A 20,712-nucleotide genomic window follows, 5' to 3' on the forward strand; every position below is an offset into this window, starting at 1 on the left:
GTGATGGTGTACGGGAGCGACGGGACAGGGGACGACGAACCCCTGTTCCGTCCGTACGCAGTCACCGGCGGCAGGTCGGAACCCCGCTACCACATGGCAATGGAGACGCTGATCTCCTCGATGTCTATCCCGGATGACGAGATGGCCCTGCTCACCCCCGAGCAGGAGGCCATCATGACGCTGTGCAGGTCGTTCCGGTCCGTCGCCGAGATCTCCGCCTTGCTGCGGGTCCCGCTCGGCGTGGCCAGGGTCGTCGTCGCCGACATGGCCGACGAAGGTCTCGTGCGCCTGCACCAGCCGCGTCTCGACCAGGGACAGCCAGACATGAACATGCTCGAAAGGGTGCTCAGTGGACTTCGCAGGCTCTAGCGGCGGCGGGCTCACCTCGACGAAGATCGTCGTCGCGGGCGGGTTCGGCGTCGGCAAGACGACGTTCGTGGGTGCGGTGTCCGAGATCCTCCCGCTGACCACGGAAGCGGTCATGACCGATGCCTCGGCGGGCATCGACGACCTCGGCCTGACCCCGAACAAGCAGACCACGACCGTGGCCATGGACTTCGGCAGGCTCTCGCTGGACAGGGACCTCATCCTGTACCTGTTCGGCACGCCGGGTCAGCACCGGTTCTGGTTCATGTGGGACGACCTGGTGCGTGGCGCGATCGGCGCGGTCGTGCTGCTCGACACCCGCAGGCTGGCCGACTCCTTCCCCGCGATCGACTACTTCGAAGAGGCCAAGCTGCCCTTTGTGGTGGGCATCAACGGATGGGAGGGCCAGTTCCCGCACTCGGAGAACGAGGTGCGGGAGGCGCTGGCGCTCGCGCCGCACATCCCGATCGTGCGGACCGACGCCCGCAACAGGGACTCGGTCAAGGCGACGCTGATCTCCCTGGTGGAGCACGTCGTCAGGGTGCGCGCCGCCTACGGCGCGCCCGCGTAACGCCGCAACGGAAGGCCGCCGGTTCGCGCCGGCGGCCTTCCGCGTTCCTGTCTTCTTTCTGCCTCCGCTTCCGTCTCCGCGCGCGTTCTGCCTCCGATTCCGTCTCCGCGCGTCGTGCGCGTCCGCACGGTCGTCTCCGTACGGCAAGCCCCGCTCCAGCCCACCCTGGGCGCGGGGCGGGCGTCCGTCCAGGGAGACGGTCATCGGGCGCGCGGGGCCGGCCGCCGTTACGCGACCCCTCCCGGCGCCCCCCACGGCACGGAGGTGAGCCTGTTGAGCACGGGAACCAGCTGCTCCTCCTCGTAGTCGAAGTGCGCCTCCAGCGCGGCCGCCAGCCGCTCGATCGCGTCACCGACATCGCCACCCCGCTCGGCCGTGCCACTGACCGCGCTGCCTCGCTCGGCTGTGTCATTGACGTCGCTGTCCCGCTCGGCCGTGCCACTGACATAGCCGCCCCGCTCGGCCGCGTCTCCCACGTCGTCCCGGTCGAGGAGCGCCCGCAGCTCCCCGGTCAGCCTCGCGACCACCACGTGCTCCCTCCTCAGCCGGTCGAGCGCCTGGGCGAGCTCGGGGTGCGTCTCCTCCAGATAGGGGAAGGCGACGCCGTCCTCGGCGCCGTGATGGAAGTGCAGCGCCTCGCAGAAGGTCAGGCAATGCGCGCGCAACTCCTCACCCAGCCCGCGTCCCCCGCCCGCGCCCTTCCGCACCTTCGCCAGCTCCGCACGCAACCATCCGTGCACCCGCACCAGTTCGTCCCCGAACGCCCGCACCCGCTCCCCAACCGCCCCGGTCATCTCGATCCCGCTCTCCTCGGTCTGGGTCTTCTCGGTCCAGGTCTCCTCGGTCCCGGTCTTCTCGGTCCCGGTCTCCTCGGTCCCGGTCTCCTCGGTCCCGGTCTCCTCGGTCCCGGTCTCCTCGGTCCCGGTCTCCTCGGTCCCGGTCTCCTCGGTCCCGGTCTCCTCGGTCCCGGTCTCCTCGGTCCCGGTCTCCCCGGTCCCGGTCTTCCCGGGTTCCGTGGAGCGGTGGAGTGCGACGACCGGGATGACTCGCGACGTGCCCGCCTGGTAGGCGGCGAACGCGGGGTCGAGGGAGGCCTGCCGCTCGTACATCCGGTCCCGTTCCCCGCCCGTCAACGGCACCGCGTGCGCGCCGAACCGCTCCGCCCCGAGCTCCACCACGACCTCCGGGTTGGCCACGAGGTTGTGGTACCAGGCGGGGTGCCTGTCCTGCCCCGCGTTGGAGCCGAACACCAGGATCCGCTCGCCGTCCCGCAGGTAGACGGCGGGGTTGGTCTTCGCGACGCCGCTCCTGGCGCCCACCGTGGTCAGCAGCACCAGCGGAGCGCCCTCGAACATGCCCCCGACCCGGCCCTCGTTCGCCCTGAACTCCTGGATGATCTGCTCATTGAAGTCCTCGGCCATTCGATATCCTTAGGTCATCAAGCTGATTTGCTTTGCAAGCAAAGCTAATTTCAAGTGCAAGGTATTTGGGGGCGTGGTCCGATGTCAACAGACGGCCTGAGCGTCGACGACGGCATCCGCACGTTGCTGCTGCTGATGCCGCGGATGGTCGGCAGGGTGAAGCGGATCAGGATCCCGGACGAGCTGCAGTCGCTGTCGCTGGCTCCGCGTCACCTGTCATTGCTGGCCTATCTGCTGTTCGACGGGCCGACGACGGTGAACGAGTTGGCCACGCGGCTGGAGGTGGCGCCCGCGACCGTGAGCCTGATGGTGGGCGACCTCAGCAGGAAGGGCGTGCTGGAGCGCCGGGAGGACGACGCCGACCGCCGCCGCACGATCGTCAGCATCGCGGGAGCGCACCAGGCCTCGATCGAGGAGTGGCTGGGGCAGGGGGCGGGGGCATGGCGGAAGGCGTTGGAGCCGCTCACGCCCGAGCAGCGCAGGATGTTCGTGGACACCCTCCTGACCTACGAACGCGAGGTCGGCGCCTGACCCGGTGCCGGGGCCCGGGAGGACCTCGGCGACTGTGGAGATGCGAGACCGCCCCAGCAGTCCGCGCGTGAGCCGGCGGATGAGGGAGACCACCCCGGCGGTCGACAGGCGTGTCGGCGGAGGCGCGGGGGTCCGGTGGTCGTCGGGCGGCCGGCGGACGGCGGAGGCGCGGGGGTCCGGTGGTCGTCGGGCGGTCGTGGAGGCGCGATGGCGGGCCGGCGGTCACCAGGTGGACAGGTCGGTCGACGGGCGGGGCTGTGGAGGCGCTAAGGCGGCGCGCGGTGGTCTAGCCGGAGGTCAGGAGCGCGTGTCCATCAGGAGGGAGATGCCGTCGAGCAGGCGTTGGAGGCCGAACTCGAAGGTGTGCTCGGGGCTGTGCGCGGAGCCGTACACCTCGGCGGCGGCCTCGCCGACGCGGGAGGCGACGGGGAAGCGGCTCACGTCGGCGATCCTGTGCAGGAACGGCGCGTGCGCCGCCCACCACTGCTCGTCGGTCATCCCCGTGTGCTTCTCCGCCTCCAGTGCCTCCACCGCGCCCCGGGCCGCGCCGTGCACGAACCCGGTGACGAGCGTGATGACCGAGTCCATCTCGACGTCGGTGAGGCCGATGCCGTCGATGGCGCGCAGCTCGTACTCGTACTTGGCCGTGGTGTTGGGGCCGAGTACGGGGCGGCTGGTCGCGACCTGGAGCAGCCAGGGGTGACGCAGGTAGAGCGCCCAGTTCTCCCTGGCGATCTGCTCCAGGCGGGCGCGCCAGCCGCCGGGCAGGTCGGCGGGCCGGGCGGTCTCGCCGTAGACGGTGTCGAGCATGACGTCGAGCAGTTCGGGCTTGCCGGGCACGTAGGTGTAGAGCGACATGGTGCCGACGCCGAGTCGTTCGGCGACCCTGCGCATGGACAGCGCCGACAGCCCTTCGGCGTCGGCGACCTCGATGGCGGCGCGGACGATGCGGTCGACACTCAGCTCGGGCTTGCCCTTGCGGCTCGGGCGTTCGCTGGTGCGCCACAGCAGCGCGAGGCTGCGGGCGGGGTCGCCCTTGCCGGTGTACTCGACGGTCACATTACGTACGGTACACCGTACGGACTCCGCTGCCGAGCAGGGCCACCCATGTCAGGCCGATGACGAGCGTGAGCCGCTGGAGCAGGCCCGCGATGCCCGAGAGGCCGTCCGCGCCGGAGAATCCCGCCCCTGTGATCAGGAAGCCGGCGATGAAGAGGACGCCAGTGGCGATCGAGTACGCCGCCCAGCCCGGCCTGCCCCAGCCGGCGAAGCGCCTGCCGTACACGAAGCAGGCGGCGGGCAGCCCCGCGAAGACGAGCAGCGAGAACAGGTCGTGCAGGGTGCCCGCGGTGGTGGAGGTCGCGGGCGCCCCCTGCGGGTAGCCGTTCACCGGGTCGGTGACGAAGAGCCCCGCCCCGACCAGGCCGACGGCGAAGGCGGTCATGAGCGCGAAGCCCCAGCGGGAGGTGCCGCGCAGGCTGATCGCGAAGGCCAGCATGAGCAGGCCTGTCAGGAGGAAGTTCGCGGTCTGGGTCCAGCCCTGGGCACCGATGGCGAGCGAGCTGACGGGATGCCTGAGCGGATCGTAGCCGTCGCCGCGCGTGGCGCCCTCGACGAGGAAGGCGAGCACGAACAGCACCGCGCCGGCCACGCCGCACGCCCGCATCACTCTCATCGCCGGTCCCTTCACCGAGCGTGCTCCACGAACCTGCCGAGCCCGTCGTCCCCTGCCGGCCCGTCGCCCGCCTTGCCGGGCCGTCCGTCGCCCCACTCCGCAGGCGGGGACGGACCCGCGCCCGGCGTGCCGGACCCCTGCCACCCCCGGCGGGTCCGCCGCAGGTCATGGCAGGGCCCGCCGCGTCATCGGGGCAACCAGTCCTTCCATACGATCTTGTTCGCGTCGACCCACTTCTTGGCGGCCAGCTCGGCGGACATGCCGCCGTCGGTCATGTCGCTGGCGACCGCGTTCTGGTGGTCGTTCGTCCACGAGAAGTTGCGGACGAGCTCGTAGGCCCTGCCACCGGTGTCGGCGAACTTCTTGCTGACGATCTTGTCCAGCAGGTAGGGCGGGTAGTCGCACGTCACCTTCGCCGCCACGGCGTCGCAACCGATCGCGTAGGAGGGGAGGTTGATCTTGGCCATCTTGACCTGCGTGAACAGCCACTGGGGCTGATAGAAGTACATCAGCAGCGGCCGCCTGTTCCTGGTGGCCGACTTCATGGCCTTGATCAGCGCGTCCTCGCTGCCCGCGTAGACGACCTTGTACTTCAGCTTCAGGTTGCGGACCAGGTCCTCGTCGGCGGTGACGAAGGTGGGGTCGCCGTCGAGCACCTGCCCGAGCTCACCGGACTTGTCGGTCTTGAAGAGATCGGCGTACTTGTTCAGGTTGCGCCAGTTGGTGATGTCGGGGTACTCCTCGACCATCCACTGCGGCACGTACCAGCCGATGACGCCCTTGTTGCCGTTCAGTCCCGCCGAGACGGCGACCTTCTTGTCCTGGATGAACTCTTTCTTTTCCTTGTCCCTGCCCCAGTTCTCGACGATGACGTCGACGTCACCGCTCTCGAAGCCCTTCCACGACTCCTCCTCCGACAGCTTCTTGGTCTCGACCTTGTAGCCGAGTTCGTGCTCCAGGAGGTAGGCGAGCACCGCGGCGCTCGCCTCGTAGCCGACCCAGGGGTTGACGGCCAGCCGTACGGTGCCGGTGGCCTTGGGGGCCTGGGGTTCTTCGGTGGTGCAGCCGGTGAGGATCAGGCCGAGGGTGAGAGCCGCGGCCAGCAGTTTGGTTCTCATGTGCGGTCTCCGGCGTGTGCCCCCGCCAGCGACGGGGGCACACGATCGTTTACTTCGGGAGCCAGGCCTGCCACTTGGCCTGGTTGGCGTCGACCCACTTCTTGGCGGCGGCCTCGGCGGACATCCCGTTGTTCTGGATGTCGTTGGCGACCGCGTTCTGGTCCTCGTTGGTCCAGTTGAAGCTCTTGACCAGCTCGTAGGCCTTGCCGCCGGTGTCGGCGAACTTCTTGCTGACGATCTTGTCGAGGTCGAGCTCGGAGTAGTCGCAGGCGACCTTCTTCGGGTCGGCGTCGCAGCCCGCGGTGTACGCCGGCAGGCTCACCCTGGCCAGCTTGACCTTGTCGAAGAGCCAGTGCGGGGTCCAGAAGTAGAACAGCAGCGCCTTCTGCTGCTCCTGGGCCTGCACCGCCGACTCCAGCAGCGCCGCCTCGCTGCCGCCCGTCACGACCTTGAAGTCCAGCTTCAGGTTCTTGACCAGCGCCTCGTCGTTGGTGACGTAGGAGGGGTCGCCGTCGAGGAGCTGGCCCTTGCCGCCGGACTCGGAGGTCTTGAACAGGTCGGCGTACTTGTTGAGGTTCTTGTAGTCGGTGATGTCGGGGTACTTGTCGGCCATCCACTGCGGGACGTACCAGCCGATGACGCCCTTGTTGCCGGTCGAGCCCGCGGCGACGGCGACCTTCTTCTCGTCGATGTACTTCTTCTTGAGGTCGTCGTGGCCCCAGTTCTCGACGATGACGTCCACCTCGCCGGTCTCGAAGCCGGCCCAGGCGACCTCCTCCTTGAGCTCCTTCTTCTCCACCGTGTAGCCGAGCTCGTTCTGCAGCAGGTGCGCGATGACGGCCGCGCTGGCCTCGTACCCGACCCAGGGGTTGATGGCCAGCTTGACGGTCCCTGCGGCCGAGGCGCTCGCCGAGCCGCTGGGCTGAGCGGCGGCCGTCGACGTGGTGCCGCCGTCGACCCTGGCGCCGCCGCCGCACCCTGCGACGGCCAGGCCGAGGGCGACGACCCCGGCCATGAGGCGAATCTTCATCCGGTGATCATCCTCTTATGTGGGGGGAAGAGCGCCTGTCGGCGCCCTGCGTGATGCGGTCGAGCATGATTCCCAGCAGCACCGTGGCGACTCCTGCGACGAAACCCATGCCGAAGTCGGAGTGCTGGGAGAAACCTGTGACGACGTCGTAGCCGAGGCCGCCCGCGCCGACCATGCCGCCGACGACGACCATGGCGAGCGTCATCACGATGCCCTGGTTGGCGGCCAGCAGGATGGCCCCTCGGGCCATCGGCAGCTGCACCTTCCACAGCAGTTGCCGCCGCGTGGAGCCGGCCGACAGCGCCGCCTCGACGGAGGTGGGGGAGACGCCTCGGATGCCGTCCTCGACCAGACGCACGACGGGCGGCACCGCGTAGATCACCGAGGCGAAGATCGCGGTGAACCTGGTCGGTCCGAACAACGCGAGCGCCGGCAGCAGGTAGACCACGGACGGCATCGTCTGGGCGGCGTCCAGCAGCGGGCGCTGCACGGCCGAGTAGGCGCGGGAGCGGGCGGCGGCCACGCCGAGGACGAGGCCGAGCAGCAGGGCGGCGGCGGCCGCGACCAGGACGGTGGTGAGCGTGGCCATGCTGTGCTCCCACAGCCCGAGCAACGCCAGTGCGAGCAGGCAGGCCAGCGCGACGAGCGCGGGCCTGAGCCCGCTGGACCACCAGGCCAGCGTCAGTACGGCGGCGGCCACCAACCACCACGGGGTGGAGGTCAGCACGTCCTGCAGCGGGTTCAGCAGGACCGTGGAGGTGACGTTCTTGATCGCCTCGGTGACGTCGTACCAGCTGAACTTGGCCCACTCCACCGCGTCGTTGACGGGCTCGCCGATGGGCAGCACCCACTCCTCGGGAAAGGCGGAGGGCAGGACGAAGGACAGCGCCACGCCGCCCACGGCGAGGGCGGCCGCGACCACGTACCTGACCGGCCCGGTGACCGTCTGGCGGGCGGCCGCCATCGTGGCCCTGTCGAGCACGATCGCCATGACCACGATCGCGACGCCGGCAGGCAGCATGAAGCCGACGTTGGCCCGCGACAGGCCGCGGATGATGTCGGAGCCGAGCCCCGGCGCCGAGATCAGGGCGGCGATCACGACCATCGACAGCGCCATCATGATCGTCTGGTTGATCGCCAGCGCGACGGTCTCGCGGGCCATCGGCAGCTGCACCTTGCGCAACGTCTGCCAGCGGGTCGCGCCGATCGAGTCGGAGGCCTCGATCGCGGTGCGGGAGACCTGCTCGATGCCCAGCGCGGTGATCTTGATGGCTACCGGCATCGCGTAGATGAGGGTGGCGACGGTCGCGGAGGAGGGGCCGATGCCGAAGAAGAGCACCATCGGCGTCAGGTAGGCGAACGTCGGCATGATCTGCATGACGTCGAGCACGGGCGAGACGATCCTGCGCAGCCGTGCCGACCGGCCGGCCCAGACGCCGAGCGGCAGGCCGATCAGCAGGGCGACCAGGACGGAGGCGAGGACGAGCGCGAGTGTGCGGACACCGGCCTCCCAGACGCCGAGCACGCCGAAGGAGGCGAAGCCCGCCACGCCGAGCAGCGCGATCCGCCAGCCGCCCGCCAGCCAGCCGAGGCCGCCGATCACGCCGATGAGCCCTGGCCAGCCCAGCGCGAACAGCGCGGTCTCCAGGAAGGTGTAGAGCTGGCCCAGGTAGATGCGGACGTAGTTGATGAAGTAGAGGAACAGCGGGTTGTCGTTCCTGTTGGCGTCGACCCAGTCGCGCGCGTCGTTGACGGCGAGGAACGTTGCCGCCTCGTCGTCGTGCGGGAGCGTGGCGGTGCCGTTCAGCGTGAGGTAGCCGGCCACGAGCGCTGCGACGACGGCCGCTGGGACGATCCAGCGGGGCGGGCGGCGGATCCCCGTCGCGCCCGCAACCGCGACGGCGCCGCTCACGAGCGCGCCTGCGAGACGGGCCCGGCGTCCTCGCCCTGGTCCGCGCGCGGGAGAGCGGTCTCCTCGGGCGACGTCGCAGGCTCGGGAACGTGGATCCTCCCCTCCGGTACGGCAGGCGCGTGCGCCATGGCCGACAGGATGTCCACGCGGTCGACCACGCCCACCAGCTCGTCGCCGTCCATCACCCTGATGGGCCTGGCAGAGCCCGTCACCGCGGGGATGGCGTCCCTGATGACCGTGTCGGCGGGCAGGACGGGCCCGTCGAGGTGCTCGTCGGACTCCGGCGTCCTGCAGATCCAGCGCAGCGACAGCACGTGGCTGCGCGGCACCTCGCGCACGAAGTCGGCCACGTAGTCGTCGGCGGGCGCGCCCACGACCTCCTCCGGCGTTCCGAGCTGGACGATCGACCCGGCCCGCATGATCGCGATGCGCTGACCCAGCTTGAGCGCCTCCGACAGGTCATGGGTGATGAAGACCATCGTCTTGCCCACCTCGCGGTGCAGCCTGATGACCTCGGCCTGCATGTCGCGGCGGATCAGCGGGTCGAGCGCGCTGAAGGGCTCGTCGAACAGCATCACCTGAGGGTCGACGGCCAGCGCCCTGGCCAGCCCGACGCGCTGCTGCATGCCGCCCGACAGCTGGTCGGGGTAGGAGTCGGCGTGACCGTCGAGGCCGACCAGGGAGAGGATCTCCCGCGCGCGCTCGTGCCTGCGCTGCCGGGGCGAGCCCTGGATCTCCAGCCCGTAGGCGACGTTGTCGATGACGCGACGGTGCGGCAGCAGGCCGAAGTGCTGGAACACCATGCTCACGTGGTGGCGGCGCAGTTCGCGCAGGTCCGCGGGTGAGGCGGCGCCTACGTCCCGGCCGCCGACGGCGATCCTTCCCGCGGTCGGCTCGATGAGGCGGGTCAGGCAGCGCACCAGGGTGGATTTGCCGCTTCCCGACAGGCCCATGACCACGAACATCTCGCCGGGCCTGACATCGAACGTGACGTCTCTGACGGCAATGGTGCAGCCGGTCTTCTCGCGGAGTCGGGCCGGGTCGAGATCTTTGTCAGGGCCTTTCATCACGCGGTTCGCCCGTGGGCCGAAGACCTTCCACAGCCCACTGACCTCGATGGCCGCACTGTCCTGCCCGGCTGCCACTTTCTGCCTCCAGAAGCTTGCCGGCCCCGCGGTTGGCCCGGTCCGAGTTGTTGAGGGTAGGCGCGACGGGGCTCAACATAGGGCCTAAATAACGCAAATCACAACGTCGTGACCATCCAGAGACTCGGGTGTTACGGAGTGGATCTACAACTGGAACGGGCCAACCACCCACAAGCGGACAGACTCTGATATATGGTGATTTTCTAAGACTCAAGATCCATTAAAGGCCGACCGAAATCGGGGGCTCCAGGTTATCTGCGGTTGTGTCACTCTGGACAAGATTTGTCGCGTTATGTTCGTTTGGTCGTTCTCATAGTGATGTGCTGGAATAACCCCCACTTGCTGGATTTTCCCAGGAGTCTCATAGAGGCTCTCCCCCCAACTGAGGTTGCGTTCGGTGAGTAGAAGAACCAGTGCCAAAGCCGCCGATCACGGCGGATGGCGGCTGCGCAACTGGCGGGTGCGCGCGCGATTAGTCGCGCTCATCCTCGTCCCGACCGCCGCGGCCGTCCTTCTCGGCGGCTTCCAGGTCGTCGCCTCCACCAGCGCGGCAGCCGACTACGCCCGCGCCAACCAACTGGCCAAGCTCGCCGAGAACGTCGGCGGACTCACCCACGAACTCGGCGCCGAACGCGCCCGCACCGCCTGGTACATCGTCCTCGGCCGTCCCGAGCGCGGCCTCGCCGACGTCCGCGCCCAGATGGGCAGGGTCGACGCGGAGGCGCAGAAGGTACGGCAGAGCGCCGCCGCTCTCGGCTCCGACGTCACGGGCCGCACGGGCGACGAGGTCGCCACCGTACTGACCCGCCTGGAAGACCTCGCCGCGCTGCGCGACCAGGCTTTCGACTCCGACCTCCTGCCCGGCGCCGCTCTCGACGCCTACACCACCGTCATCTCCGACCTGCTCGCGCTCAACGACGAGCTCGGCAAGAACGGCGAGGACGAGGATCTGACGCGCCAGTCGGTGACGCTGGACGCGCTCGCCCGCGCCAAGGAGAGCGTCTCCCTGCAGCAGGCCCTGCTCACCGTCGTCCTGGTGGTGGGCAGGTTCGAGCAGGACCAGCTCAAGACCCTTCTCGGCGAGCGGTCCCGCGAGGCCAGCGAGCGCAAGGCCTTCGCCGCCGAGGCCACCGCCGCCGAACGCCGGCTGTTCGACGAGAAGGTCAACGGCCGCGAGGCGGACAGGGCACGCTTCCTGCTCGAACTGGTCCTCAACAGGGCCGACACGGGAGCCCCTCTCAAGGGGCTCGACCTCAGCAAGCGCGACGACGCGCGCGAGTGGTTCGAGGCCTCCACCGTCATCGTCGACTCCATGCGCTCGGTGGAGGAGCGGCACGCGGCGGCGATCGTGCTGCGCAGCAGCGAACTGGCCGCGGCCGAGACGCAGCGCGCCTACCTGGTGGCCGGCGCCGTCGCGGCCCTGCTGCTGGCCGTGCTCCTCATCACGACCGGGGTGGCGCGCTCGCTCGTCCGCCCGCTGCGCAGGCTGCGCAGCGAGGCGCTCGACATCGCGGGAGAGCGGCTTCCAGGCTTCGTCCAGCGGCTGCGCGAGTCGCGTGACGGCGGCGTCACCGCGGAGGTCGCGCCCATCGGGGTGTTCTCGCGGGACGAGGTCGGTGAGGTGGCGCGCGCCTTCGACGAGGTCCACCGCGAGGCCGTACGGCTGGCGGGCGACGAGGCCAAGCTGCGCGCCAACGTCAACGCCATGTTCGTCAACCTCTCCCGGCGCAGCCAGACCCTCGTCGAGCGCCAGCTCACGCTGATCGAGCGCCTCGAGCGCGGCGAGCGGGACGACACCCGCCTCGGCGACCTGTTCAGGCTCGACCACCTGGCCACCCGCATGCGCCGCAACAGCGAGAACCTCCTGGTCCTCGCCGGCCAGGACGCCGCACGCAAGTGGACCCAGCCCGTCGAGCTGATGGACATCGTGCGCGCCGCCCTCGGCGAGGTCGAGAGCTACGACAGGGTGGTCATGCAGGCGGCCTCCGAGGTCGCCATCGCGGGCCAGGCCGTCAGCGACACCGTCCACCTGCTCGCCGAGCTGGTGGAGAACGCGGTGTCCTTCTCCTCCAGCGACACCAAGGTGACGATCTCGAGCAGCCGCATCGACGGCGGCGGCGTCATGGTCGCGGTGACCGACCACGGCATCGGGATGACCCAGGAGGAGCTCGCCCAGGCCAACTGGCGGCTGGCCAACCCGCCGGTCGTGGACGTGTCGGTGTCGCGGCGGATGGGCCTGTTCGTGGTCGGCCGCCTGGCGCTCAGGCACAACATCCGCGTGCAGCTGCGCAGGCAGGACATCGGCGGCCTCACGGCGATGGTGCTCATCCCCGAGGCCCTGCTGACCGCCATCCCCGGCCAGCCGCCCGGGCACGGCCCCGCCTCCCAGCACGGCATGCCGCCCCTGCACACCATGCCGCCCGAGCCGCAGCAGCCGATGGTCCCGCCCCCGTCGATGGTGCCCCCGCAGGCGGGGCCGATGTCGTACGAGAGTCCCCCGCTCGACGACCTGAGGCCGTCGCCCATGGGCGCGCCGGTGCTCGACTCGCCGCCTGTCGACTGGTTCGGCACCAACGACGCGCCCTCGGCGGACCTGTCCGACTTCACCTCCAACGGGCTTCCCAAGCGAGGAGGACGCCCCTCGGACGGCGGCCGGCCGCCGGGCTTCCGCGAGATGCCCGGCCTGGGCGGCTCTCAGGGCCCCGACTCGTACGGCACGCTCGACCGGCGCCCGCACGACTCCTTCGACGTGCCGGGCAGGCACGAGTACCCCGACGCGACAAGGCCGCTGCCCCGGGTGGAGACCTCCTCGCTCGACACCGGCGACGAGGAGTACCTGCCGATCTTCGCGGCGGTGGAGTCGAGCTGGTTCAAGCGCCCGGCGAACATCGCCGACGCCGCCGACGCCCCCTCGCTCGACACGGGATCCGCGCAGGGCAAGTCCTCCGTGGAACACCCCACGGAGCCGCCGCCCGCCGGAGCCGACCGCCACACCGGTCAGCAGGCCGGTCAGCAGGCCGGTCAGCAGGCCGGCCAGCAGGCCGCGGCGTCTCAGGACCCCTGGTCGTCGCCCGCCGACGCGGGCTGGCAGGCGGCCCGCGCGGCCAACGACCCCAGCCTCGGCGGCATCACCACCTCGGGCCTGCCCAAGCGCAAGCCCAGGGCGAACCTGGTGCCCGGCACCGCCGCCGCCCCGCAGGCCCAGGCCCCCGCGCCGCCGATGCCACCCGTCTCTCCCGACCGGATCAGGAGCAGGCTGGCCAGCTACCAGCAGGGTGTGCGGAAGGGCCGCGCCGAGCTCGGGAACGCCGGCGAGGAAGGGGCGCAGCGGTGAAGGAGCTGAGCCAGGCCGCCAGGGATGTCAACTGGCTGGTCAGCGGCTTCGTCGAGGAGGTGCCCGGCGTCGCGCACGCCGTGGTCGTCTCCTCGGACGGGTTGCCCATGGCGTTCTCGAGGGGGTTCCCCAAGGACCGCGCCGACCAGCTCGCCGCCGTGGCCGCCGGGCTGATCAGCCTGGTCCAGGGCGCATCGAGGGTCTTCGAAGGCGGCGGAGTCACTCAGACCGTCGTCGAAATGCAGCGCGGGCTGTTGCTGGTGATGTCCATCAGCGACGGGTCCTGCCTCGCCGTGCTGGCCGCGCCGGAATGCGACATGGGACTGGTCGCCTACCAGATGACGGTTCTGGTGGAAAGGGCCGGCCAGGTGCTCACGCCTGCCGTACGGGCGGAACTGTCATCCGCGCGCCCTTGGTGATGGGAGACGATCGTGGCTTCGTGGAATGACGGCCCTTCTTACGGGCCTCCGCCGGACTACGGCAGGGGGTACGGCCAACCGGCCTCGGGCTACGACCCTGCCCCCAGCCCTCCCGAGGAGGAGCGCAGCTCGCTGGTGCGGATGTACTCGCTCACCGGCGGGCGCACCGCGCCGCGCACCAACCTGGCCATGGAGGCGCTGGTCTCCTCGGCCACCTCGGCGCAACTCGGCATGAACCACACCCGTGAATACCGCGCGATCAGCGAGCTGTGCCGGCAGATCAGGTCGGTCGCCGAGGTGTCGGCGCTGCTGGCCATGCCACTGGGCGTGGCCAGGGTGCTGATCGCGGACATGGAGGCGGAGGGTCTGGTGCGGATCTACCAGCCGCAACTGGATGCGGGCATGCCGAACAGGAACCTGCTGGAAAGGGTGCTAAGTGGACTTCGCAGGCTCTAGCGGCCTGACCTCGACGAAGATCGTCGTGGCGGGCGGGTTCGGTGTGGGCAAGACGACGTTCGTGGGTGCGGTGTCGGAGATCCTGCCGCTCACCACCGAGGCTGTCATGACCAACGCCTCGGCGGGCGTCGACGACCTCAGCCTCACCCCTGACAAGACCACCACGACCGTGGCCATGGACTTCGGCCGGGTGTCGCTGGACAGGGACCTGATCCTTTACCTGTTCGGCACGCCGGGTCAGCACCGGTTCTGGTTCATGTGGGACGACCTGGTCCGCGGCGCCATCGGCGCGGTCGTGCTCGTCGACACCCGCAGGCTGGCCGACTCCTTCCCCGCGATCGACTACTTCGAAGAGGCCAAGCTGCCCTTCGTGATCGGGCTCAACGGCTGGAACGGGCACTTCCCGCACGTGGAGAACCAGGTGAGGGACGCGCTGACGCTGGCACCGCACGTGCCGATCGTGCGGACGGACGCGCGCTCCCGGGACGCGGTCAAGACCACGCTCATCACGCTGGTGGAGCACGCTCTGACCGTCCGCTCCGCCTACGGCCCCACCTACTGACCCCGCGGCGACGGCTCGACTCCGCTCCTGGATCTCCAGGAGAGGTTCCGTCGGGAGCGCGGCGCCGGCGACCGGCGCCGCGCCGTCAGGCTCAGGCCCCCGGATCAGGCGGCGCGCCACCAGTGGGCGGCGACGAGCTCGGCGACGAGTGTCTCGGTCAGCAGGGCGACGTCGGGATCGTCGTCGTGCCGGTACCTGATCGAGGCGCGCTCGCCCTCCACGTGCCCGCCCACCGTGAGGACGGTGGAGCCGCGCTGCCGTACCCAGTCCATGGCCTGCTCGTCGTAGCGCGAGCCGGGGAACAGCAGGGCGCGGTAGTCGAGGGTCTTGGTGAGGTAGACGTCCACGTGCGACCAGTCGCCGCTCTCGCACGCGTCGGCGGGCCTGCGCGGGCCCTCTCGGACCATCAGCGCGGACTGCTCGGCCGACGACATCCGCTCGGCCGGCGCGATCGCGTAGACCCCGTGCGCCCCGTCGAGCAGCTCCAGCGCGGTGGCGAGCCAGTCGTCCCTCCGGTCCAGCAGGTCGGAGGTGGCCGCGGCGGCCCGCCGTACCAGCTCGGGGATGTCGCGGGCCGCCCCGGTGAGCCGCGACTCCAGCGCCAGCAGCAGCACCAGCGTGTGCTGGAAGGTACGGCAGGCCACGCCGCCCCGCTCCTCGCCTGCCAGCATCGGGATGACCTGGTCGGCCCCCTCTGCGATCTTCGAGCCTTCGACGTTGGTGAGGGCGACGACGGGGGAGGGGCCTCCGGCGTAGCGGGCCAGGGCGTCGAGGGTCTCCCTGCTGCCTCCCGTCGCCGAGATCGGCACGACGAGCGTCTCGGGCCCCGCGGGGAAGGTGGCGGCGGCCGAGCCGTACTCGGCGTAGGCGTCGAAGCCCCTGGCGCGCAGGCGGAGCGCGGCGACGCCTGCCGCGTAGCGGGAGCTGCCCATGCCGAGGAACACCACGCGTCTGAGCCCCTCGGGCAGGGTCAGCGGCTCCTTCTCCAGCCACGCGGCCAGGTCGGCGAGGGCGGAGGGCTTGGCCTCCAGGTCGGCGTGGAACAGCTCGGGGTTCACGGGTTCTCCTCGGTGAAGCGGGTGCGCAGGACGCCCATGGGGGCGTAGCGCCAGCGGGGCAGGTGGCGTGCGGAGTAGATCAGTTCGCGGCACTCCTGCTCGATCTCGAACGGGCCGAGCAGGCGGTCGTCCAGCAGGTCGGGCCTGCCCGCCTCCGCGAGGCGCGCGCGGTAGGCGGCCAGGAGGCCGGCTCGCGCGATGGCGGCCCACGCGGCGGCCGCGGACGGGGCGGTGCCGCGCCGCTTGACGGCCACCTGGGCGACGTGTTCCAGGCTGGTGGTGAGCTGGGCGACGTCGCGGGCGGCGGGCTGGTACGGGTCGGCCTCGGTGACGGTCGGATTGCCGTCGAAGTCGATCACCGCGTACCCGTCGCGCCACTGAAGGATTTGGCCCACGTGGAAGTCACCGTGGATGCGGATCCGTGAGGTGGTGACGATGCCGGAGAGGGGCGCGAGCTCGGCCCGCAGCGCGGGCTCGTGGGCGCGCAGCCAGGCGCCGTCCTCGCCGTCGGTGAGCGTGAGCGCCTCCTCCAGCGCCCCGGCCGCCCGCTCCATCGCGGACCGCTCACGCGAAGGAGGGAGCGCGGACTCCGTGGCGGGGAAGGTCGCGAGGGCCAGGTGCAGGTCGGCGGCCAGGTCGCCGAGCGTGGCCGCGAAGCCGGTACGGCCCGCCTCCGCCTCGTCCACGCACCACTCCCACCCGTCCCTCGCCTCTGGCAGGTAGCCGGTCACCAGGGCGAGCAGCGTCTCGGCTCCCGAAGGGGCGACCCTGGTGAGCGCCGCGTAGGGCGGGGCCGTGTGCGCGAAGCCCGTCTCCGTCAGGTGCGCGAACGCGGCCAACGTCGGGTGGGGCAGCGGCGCGGGCTCGGCCAGCCACTTCACCACGATCCGCTCGCCGACCACGACCGAGTGGTTGGTCTGGTCGACGTCGATGCCGCGCTCCTGCCACGGCGACGCGGGCGTGGGCCCTTCGGCGGGGCCGTAGGGCGCGGGCATGGGCAGGTAGCGGCGGAGCGCGAACGGCTCGGGCACCGGCTCCGACAGCGCCGCCAGGAAGGCCGCCGTCAGTCCTTCACCGGCCCTCGGCGCACCGATCCGGGCCAGGGCGGAACTGGTCACGGCGCCGTCCCGATCGGTAACGTGATTCTTACCGAGAGCCAACAGACGCCGCCAAATTGAATCGCGATTCAACACGTTCATCAAACTTCCTGGTGACAATGTCCGGAAAAGTCTTGCTCATGTTGATGTTGGCTGCAACACTCCTGCTTTGGTCTGCAGTGCCCGGTTGGTCGCGAGACCCCTCGTACATCTGAATCCAGAAGGAGTAGCGGCCGTGTCCCGTATCCGGTACACCCGTCGTTTTCCGGCCGTCGTCGCGGCGGCCGGACTCACGCTCGCCGTAGCGGCGTGTGGCGGCGAGTCGTCGACCAACAACGCCAACCCGGCACCGAGCGCCGCCGCGCAGCTGAACGCGAAGGCGGATCTTTCCAAGCAGAGCCTCACGGTGACCGTCTGGCCCGGGTACACGCCCAAGGAGCTGCCGGAGAAGGCCAAGGCCAAGCTCGGCGTCGCCGACGTGAAGATCGTCGAGCACGACACCAACGAGACCGCGATGACGAAGCTGACCAGCCAGGGCGGCGAGGGCATCGACGTCGCCTTCGTCTCCGGCCAGTACGCGCAGGCGCTGGCCGCCGCGGGCCTGCTGGAGCCGATCCACGCCGAGCTGATCCCGAACCTCAGCAACCTCTACCCCGAGGCCACGCAGCTGTCCTACGACAAGGGCAACAAGATCTCCGTCCCCTACACCTGGGGCACGACGGGCATCTGCTACCGGAGCGACCTGGTCAAGGCCGAGCCGACCAGCTGGAAGGACATCCTGACCCCGCCTGCCTGGGCCGAGAAGAAGGTCACGATGATGACCACCGAGCGCTGGCTGGCGCTGCCCGCGCTCAAGTCGCTCGGCTACTCGGTCAACACCGACAAGGACGAGGAGATCGCCAAGGCGAAGGAGCTCCTCGTCGCGGCCAAGCCGCACCTGCTGGGCTACGACGACGTCACCTTCGGCGAGAAGCTGAAGACCGGCGAGGCGATCATGGTCGAGGCGTGGGACGGCTGGTGCCCCACCACGGACGAGAAGAAGAACATCAAGTTCGCGGTCCCGAAGGAGGGCAGCGACCTCTGGGTGGACACCATGGTGATCATGAAGTCCTCCAAGAACAAGGAGGCCGCGCACGCCCTGATCAACTACATCCTCGACCCCGAGATCCACCGCTGGGCGGCCGAGAACATCAACTACAAGGTCCCGAACAAGGCCGCCATGGACAAGGTCCAGGTGGCCGAGGGGTCCCTGCTCGGCACCTCCCCCGCCGAGCTGCTGCAGGGCGAGTCGATCATCGACCTGGGTGAGGCGTCCACCAAGTACACCCGCCTGTCGACCGAGGTCGCGGCCAAGTAAGCCGTGAGAGCCAAGTAAGCCGTGAAATCAGTTGGCAAGGCCCGGCCGGTGTCCCCTGCGTGGGGGCGCCGGCTGGGCGCGTTCGTCTTCCTGGGCCCCGGCGTCGTCTACCTGGCGGTGCTGCTCCTGGTCCCTCTCGCGCTGATCCTCAGCTACACCGTCTTCAGACGCGGCCGCTTCGGCGGGATCGTCTACGAGTTCACGACGGAGAACTTCAGCAGGCTGCTCGACCCCCTTTACCTCGACGTCGTCCTGGTGTCGGTCAAGCTGGCCACGCTGACCACCGTGTTCGCGCTCCTGCTCGGCTACCCCACGGCGTACCTGATCGCCAGGCTGCCGCGGACGTGGAAGACGATCGCGCTGGTCGCGATCGTCCTGCCGTTCTGGACGAACTTCATCATCAGGGTCTACGCCTGGACGATCCTGCTGAGCGGGCCGGGCCTGATCAACTCGACGCTCGGCACGCAGTTCGAGCTGCTCTACAACCAGGGCGCGATGGTCACGGGACTGCTCTACTCCTACCTGCCGCTGATGGTGCTGCCGCTGTACGCGGCCATCGAGAAGCTCGACCCGCAGCTGCGTGAGGCCTCGGCGAATCTGGGCGCCTCGGCCTTCACCACCTTCAGGCGCGTGACGCTCCCGCTGACGCTGCCGGGGGTCGCCACCGGCTGCCTGTTCGTCTTCGTGCCGAGCTTCGGCAACTTCGTCGTCCCCGAGATCCTCGGCGGCGGACGGTCGGCCACGGTCGGCACGCTGATCCGCACGGAATTCCTGAAGTCGCGTGACTGGCCGTTCGGCTCCACGCTGGCGCTGGCCGTGATCCTGGTCCTGATCGTGCTTCTGGTGATCCAGTCGTGGGTGAACCGCCGTGGGTAGGCCGCGTTTCCTCTACGTGCCGTTCTGGCTGACCTACGTCTTCCTCTACGCGCCGATCCTGGTGCTCGTGGTGATGTCCTTCAACGCGGGCCGCTCGCCGTACGTCTACGAGGGCTTCAGCTTCAAGTGGTACGGCGTGCTCGCCGAGGACGACAAGATCATGAAGGGCCTGGTCAACACGCTGATCGTGGCGGCGGGCTCGACCGCGCTCGCCACCGTGCTGGGCACGCTGCTGGCGGTGGGCCTGGCCAGGCACACCAGGTCCAAGCTGCTCGACGCGCTCGGGCTGATGCCCGCGATCCTGCCCGACCTGGTGCTGGCCATCGGCCTGCTGGTCTTCTACGACCTGGTGAAGTTCAGCCTCGGCCTCCACTCGGTGATCCTGTCGCACGCGCTGTTCGGAATGGCCTTCGTGGCCGCGGTCGTGCGTACCAGGCTCACCCACGCCGACTCCTCGCTGGAGGAGGCCTCGCGCGATCTCGGGGCGGGACCCGTCACCACCTTCGTCAGGGTGACGCTGCCGCAGCTCGCGCCCGGCATCGTGGCGGGCGCGCTGCTCGCCTTCACCCTGTCGATCGACGAGTTCGTCATCGCGTTCTTCACGGCGGCGCCGACCGAGCCGACGCTGCCGATCGTCATCTACTCAATGGTCAGGTTCGGGGTGACCCCGGAGATCAACGCGCTCGCGTCGATCCTGCTGCTGGTGAGCTTCACCGTGGTGATCGCCGCCCAGCGCATGACGAAGATCGGGGAGATTCGTGCTCAAGATTGACGGCGTCACCCGCAGGTTCGGGGACGTCACCGCTCTCGACGACGTCTCGCTGGAGATCGAGCAGGGCGAGTTCTTCGCCCTGCTCGGCCCCTCGGGATGCGGCAAGACGACGCTGCTGCGCATCCTGGCCGGCTTCGAGACGCCCGACGCGGGCACGGTCACCCTTGACGGCGACGACCTGCTGTCGATGCAGCCCAACCGGCGGCCGATCAACCTGATGTTCCAGTCCTACGCGCTGTTCCCGCACATGACCGTGGCCAAGAACATCGCCTACGGCCTGGAGCAGGAGAAGCTCGGCAAGGCCGAGATCAGGCAGCGGGTCGGCGAGGTGCTGGAGACCATCGGCCTGGCCGAGATGGCGGGCCGCAAGCCCGGCCAGCTGTCCGGCGGCCAGCGCCAGCGCGTGGCCCTGGCCAGGGCGATCGTCAAACGTCCTCGGCTGCTGCTGCTGGACGAGCCGCTGTCGGCGCTGGACAAGAAGGTCCGCGCGGGCATGCAGCTGGAGCTCAAGCGGCTGCAGCACGAGGTGGGCATCACCTTCGTCGTGGTCACCCACGACCAGGAGGAGGCGATGTCGCTCGCCGACCGCATCGCGGTCTTCGAGTCCGGACAGGTGCGCCAGGTGGACGAGCCCGTCGAGCTGTACGAGCGGCCGCGCACGCCGTTCGTCGCCGACTTCGTCGGGGCCAACAACATCTTCGAGGGTACGGCGGTGCCCGAGGGTCTCGACGTGCCCGACCTCGGAGTCCTGCCGGGGGAGGGGGCCGAGCTCGCGGGCGTCAAGGCGCTGCTGGCCGTACGCCCGGAGAACGTGCGGCTGGCCGACAAGGGTCTGCTCGGCACCGTGCTGGACGTGAGCTTCTACGGCGGCATCTCGCACATCGCGGTCGCCGTGGAGGGAAGGGCCAAGCCGGTCCTCGTGGCCCAGCAGGGCGCCGCGAAGGTCGAGGTGGGCGCCCAGGTCAGGCTCGGCTGGGACGCCCACGACGCGGTGCTGATCCAGGAAGGCTGA

20 protein-coding genes are annotated in these 20,712 nt (G+C 69.8%); 11 read left to right on the forward strand and 9 right to left on the reverse strand.

Going from position 1 to position 20,712, the window contains the following annotated elements; genetic code table 11:
• The first annotated feature begins 6 nt into the window (after window positions 1-6).
• Window positions 7-369, forward strand: a complete 363-nt coding sequence (locus ACFSKW_RS27410) for a DUF742 domain-containing protein (RefSeq protein WP_431900289.1) — start codon at window positions 7-9, stop codon at window positions 367-369.
• Window positions 350-937 carry a GTP-binding protein gene (locus ACFSKW_RS27415; protein ID WP_379575329.1) on the forward strand — a complete coding sequence of 196 codons (588 nt, stop codon included), beginning with the start codon at window positions 350-352 and terminating at the stop codon, window positions 935-937. Before ACFSKW_RS27410 ends, ACFSKW_RS27415 begins: the two co-directional genes overlap by 20 nt.
• A 227-nt stretch (window positions 938-1,164) precedes the next feature.
• On the opposite strand, the gene ACFSKW_RS27420 is transcribed toward ACFSKW_RS27415, so the two are convergent.
• Complete coding sequence (locus ACFSKW_RS27420; RefSeq protein WP_379575330.1) at window positions 1,165-2,358, reverse strand: nitroreductase/quinone reductase family protein; 1,194 nt, start codon at window positions 2,356-2,358, stop codon at window positions 1,165-1,167.
• A gap of 81 nt (window positions 2,359-2,439) precedes the next feature.
• Between ACFSKW_RS27420 and ACFSKW_RS27425 the strand changes: the two genes are divergently transcribed.
• A complete protein-coding gene (locus tag ACFSKW_RS27425; protein ID WP_379575331.1) occupies window positions 2,440-2,889 on the forward strand; it encodes a MarR family transcriptional regulator in 450 nt (149 codons plus the stop codon).
• A gap of 297 nt (window positions 2,890-3,186) precedes the next feature.
• Here ACFSKW_RS27425 and ACFSKW_RS27430 read toward each other — a convergent pair whose 3' ends face one another.
• From ACFSKW_RS27430 to ACFSKW_RS27455, 6 genes are all read right to left on the reverse strand, one after another.
• Window positions 3,187-3,948: a TetR/AcrR family transcriptional regulator gene (locus ACFSKW_RS27430; protein ID WP_379575332.1), complete on the reverse strand. Its 762-nt coding sequence runs from the start codon at window positions 3,946-3,948 to the stop codon at window positions 3,187-3,189.
• Between the two features lies 1 nt (window position 3,949).
• A complete protein-coding gene (locus ACFSKW_RS27435; RefSeq protein WP_379575333.1) occupies window positions 3,950-4,564 on the reverse strand; it encodes a DUF998 domain-containing protein in 615 nt (204 codons plus the stop codon).
• A gap of 185 nt (window positions 4,565-4,749) precedes the next feature.
• Complete coding sequence (locus ACFSKW_RS27440) at window positions 4,750-5,682, reverse strand: ABC transporter substrate-binding protein (protein WP_379575334.1); 933 nt, start codon at window positions 5,680-5,682, stop codon at window positions 4,750-4,752.
• Window positions 5,683-5,731: 49 nt separating this feature from the next.
• Entirely contained in the window at window positions 5,732-6,712 is a 981-nt protein-coding gene (locus ACFSKW_RS27445) for an ABC transporter substrate-binding protein (protein ID WP_379575335.1), read from the reverse strand.
• Window positions 6,713-6,719: 7 nt separating this feature from the next.
• Window positions 6,720-8,624, reverse strand: a complete 1,905-nt coding sequence (locus ACFSKW_RS27450; RefSeq protein WP_379575336.1) for an ABC transporter permease — start codon at window positions 8,622-8,624, stop codon at window positions 6,720-6,722.
• Window positions 8,621-9,691 carry a quaternary amine ABC transporter ATP-binding protein gene (locus ACFSKW_RS27455; protein ID WP_379575439.1) on the reverse strand — a complete coding sequence of 357 codons (1,071 nt, stop codon included), beginning with the start codon at window positions 9,689-9,691 and terminating at the stop codon, window positions 8,621-8,623. The genes ACFSKW_RS27450 and ACFSKW_RS27455 overlap by 4 nt, the downstream gene beginning before the upstream one ends.
• Window positions 9,692-10,166: 475 nt before the next feature.
• On the opposite strand from ACFSKW_RS27455, the gene ACFSKW_RS27460 reads away from it, so the two are divergent.
• Genes ACFSKW_RS27460 through ACFSKW_RS27475 form a run of 4 tightly spaced genes read left to right on the forward strand, consistent with a single transcriptional unit; the run spans window position 10,167 to window position 14,540 of the window.
• The gene (locus tag ACFSKW_RS27460) at window positions 10,167-13,103 is read left to right on the forward strand and encodes a sensor histidine kinase (protein ID WP_379575337.1); all 2,937 of its coding nucleotides are present in this window, start codon (window positions 10,167-10,169) and stop codon (window positions 13,101-13,103) included.
• Entirely contained in the window at window positions 13,100-13,522 is a 423-nt protein-coding gene (locus ACFSKW_RS27465; protein ID WP_379575338.1) for a roadblock/LC7 domain-containing protein, read from the forward strand. The genes ACFSKW_RS27460 and ACFSKW_RS27465 overlap by 4 nt, the downstream gene beginning before the upstream one ends.
• Window positions 13,523-13,534: 12 nt before the next feature.
• A complete protein-coding gene (locus ACFSKW_RS27470) occupies window positions 13,535-13,978 on the forward strand; it encodes a DUF742 domain-containing protein (protein WP_379575340.1) in 444 nt (147 codons plus the stop codon).
• Window positions 13,959-14,540: a GTP-binding protein gene (locus ACFSKW_RS27475; RefSeq protein ID WP_379575341.1), complete on the forward strand. Its 582-nt coding sequence runs from the start codon at window positions 13,959-13,961 to the stop codon at window positions 14,538-14,540. Before ACFSKW_RS27470 ends, ACFSKW_RS27475 begins: the two co-directional genes overlap by 20 nt.
• Before the next feature lie 104 nt (window positions 14,541-14,644).
• On the opposite strand, the gene ACFSKW_RS27480 is transcribed toward ACFSKW_RS27475, so the two are convergent.
• Window positions 14,645-15,598, reverse strand: a complete 954-nt coding sequence (locus ACFSKW_RS27480; protein WP_379575342.1) for an SIS domain-containing protein — start codon at window positions 15,596-15,598, stop codon at window positions 14,645-14,647.
• Complete coding sequence (locus tag ACFSKW_RS27485; protein WP_379575343.1) at window positions 15,595-16,716, reverse strand: hypothetical protein; 1,122 nt, start codon at window positions 16,714-16,716, stop codon at window positions 15,595-15,597. Before ACFSKW_RS27485 ends, ACFSKW_RS27480 begins: the two co-directional genes overlap by 4 nt.
• A gap of 214 nt (window positions 16,717-16,930) precedes the next feature.
• Here ACFSKW_RS27485 and ACFSKW_RS27490 point away from each other — a divergent pair, with 214 nt between their 5' ends.
• Genes ACFSKW_RS27490 through ACFSKW_RS27505 form a run of 4 tightly spaced genes read left to right on the forward strand, consistent with a single transcriptional unit; the run spans window position 16,931 to window position 20,712 of the window.
• Complete coding sequence (locus ACFSKW_RS27490) at window positions 16,931-18,052, forward strand: polyamine ABC transporter substrate-binding protein (RefSeq protein WP_379575344.1); 1,122 nt, start codon at window positions 16,931-16,933, stop codon at window positions 18,050-18,052.
• Between the two features lie 48 nt (window positions 18,053-18,100).
• A complete protein-coding gene (locus tag ACFSKW_RS27495; protein WP_379575345.1) occupies window positions 18,101-18,928 on the forward strand; it encodes an ABC transporter permease in 828 nt (275 codons plus the stop codon).
• Window positions 18,921-19,700 carry an ABC transporter permease gene (locus tag ACFSKW_RS27500; protein ID WP_379575346.1) on the forward strand — a complete coding sequence of 260 codons (780 nt, stop codon included), beginning with the start codon at window positions 18,921-18,923 and terminating at the stop codon, window positions 19,698-19,700. Before ACFSKW_RS27495 ends, ACFSKW_RS27500 begins: the two co-directional genes overlap by 8 nt.
• The gene (locus ACFSKW_RS27505; RefSeq protein ID WP_379575347.1) at window positions 19,687-20,712 is read left to right on the forward strand and encodes an ABC transporter ATP-binding protein; all 1,026 of its coding nucleotides are present in this window, start codon (window positions 19,687-19,689) and stop codon (window positions 20,710-20,712) included. Before ACFSKW_RS27500 ends, ACFSKW_RS27505 begins: the two co-directional genes overlap by 14 nt.

The organism is Nonomuraea mangrovi (assembly GCF_042681425.1).
GTDB classification, from domain to species: domain Bacteria; phylum Actinomycetota; class Actinomycetes; order Streptosporangiales; family Streptosporangiaceae; genus Nonomuraea; species Nonomuraea mangrovi.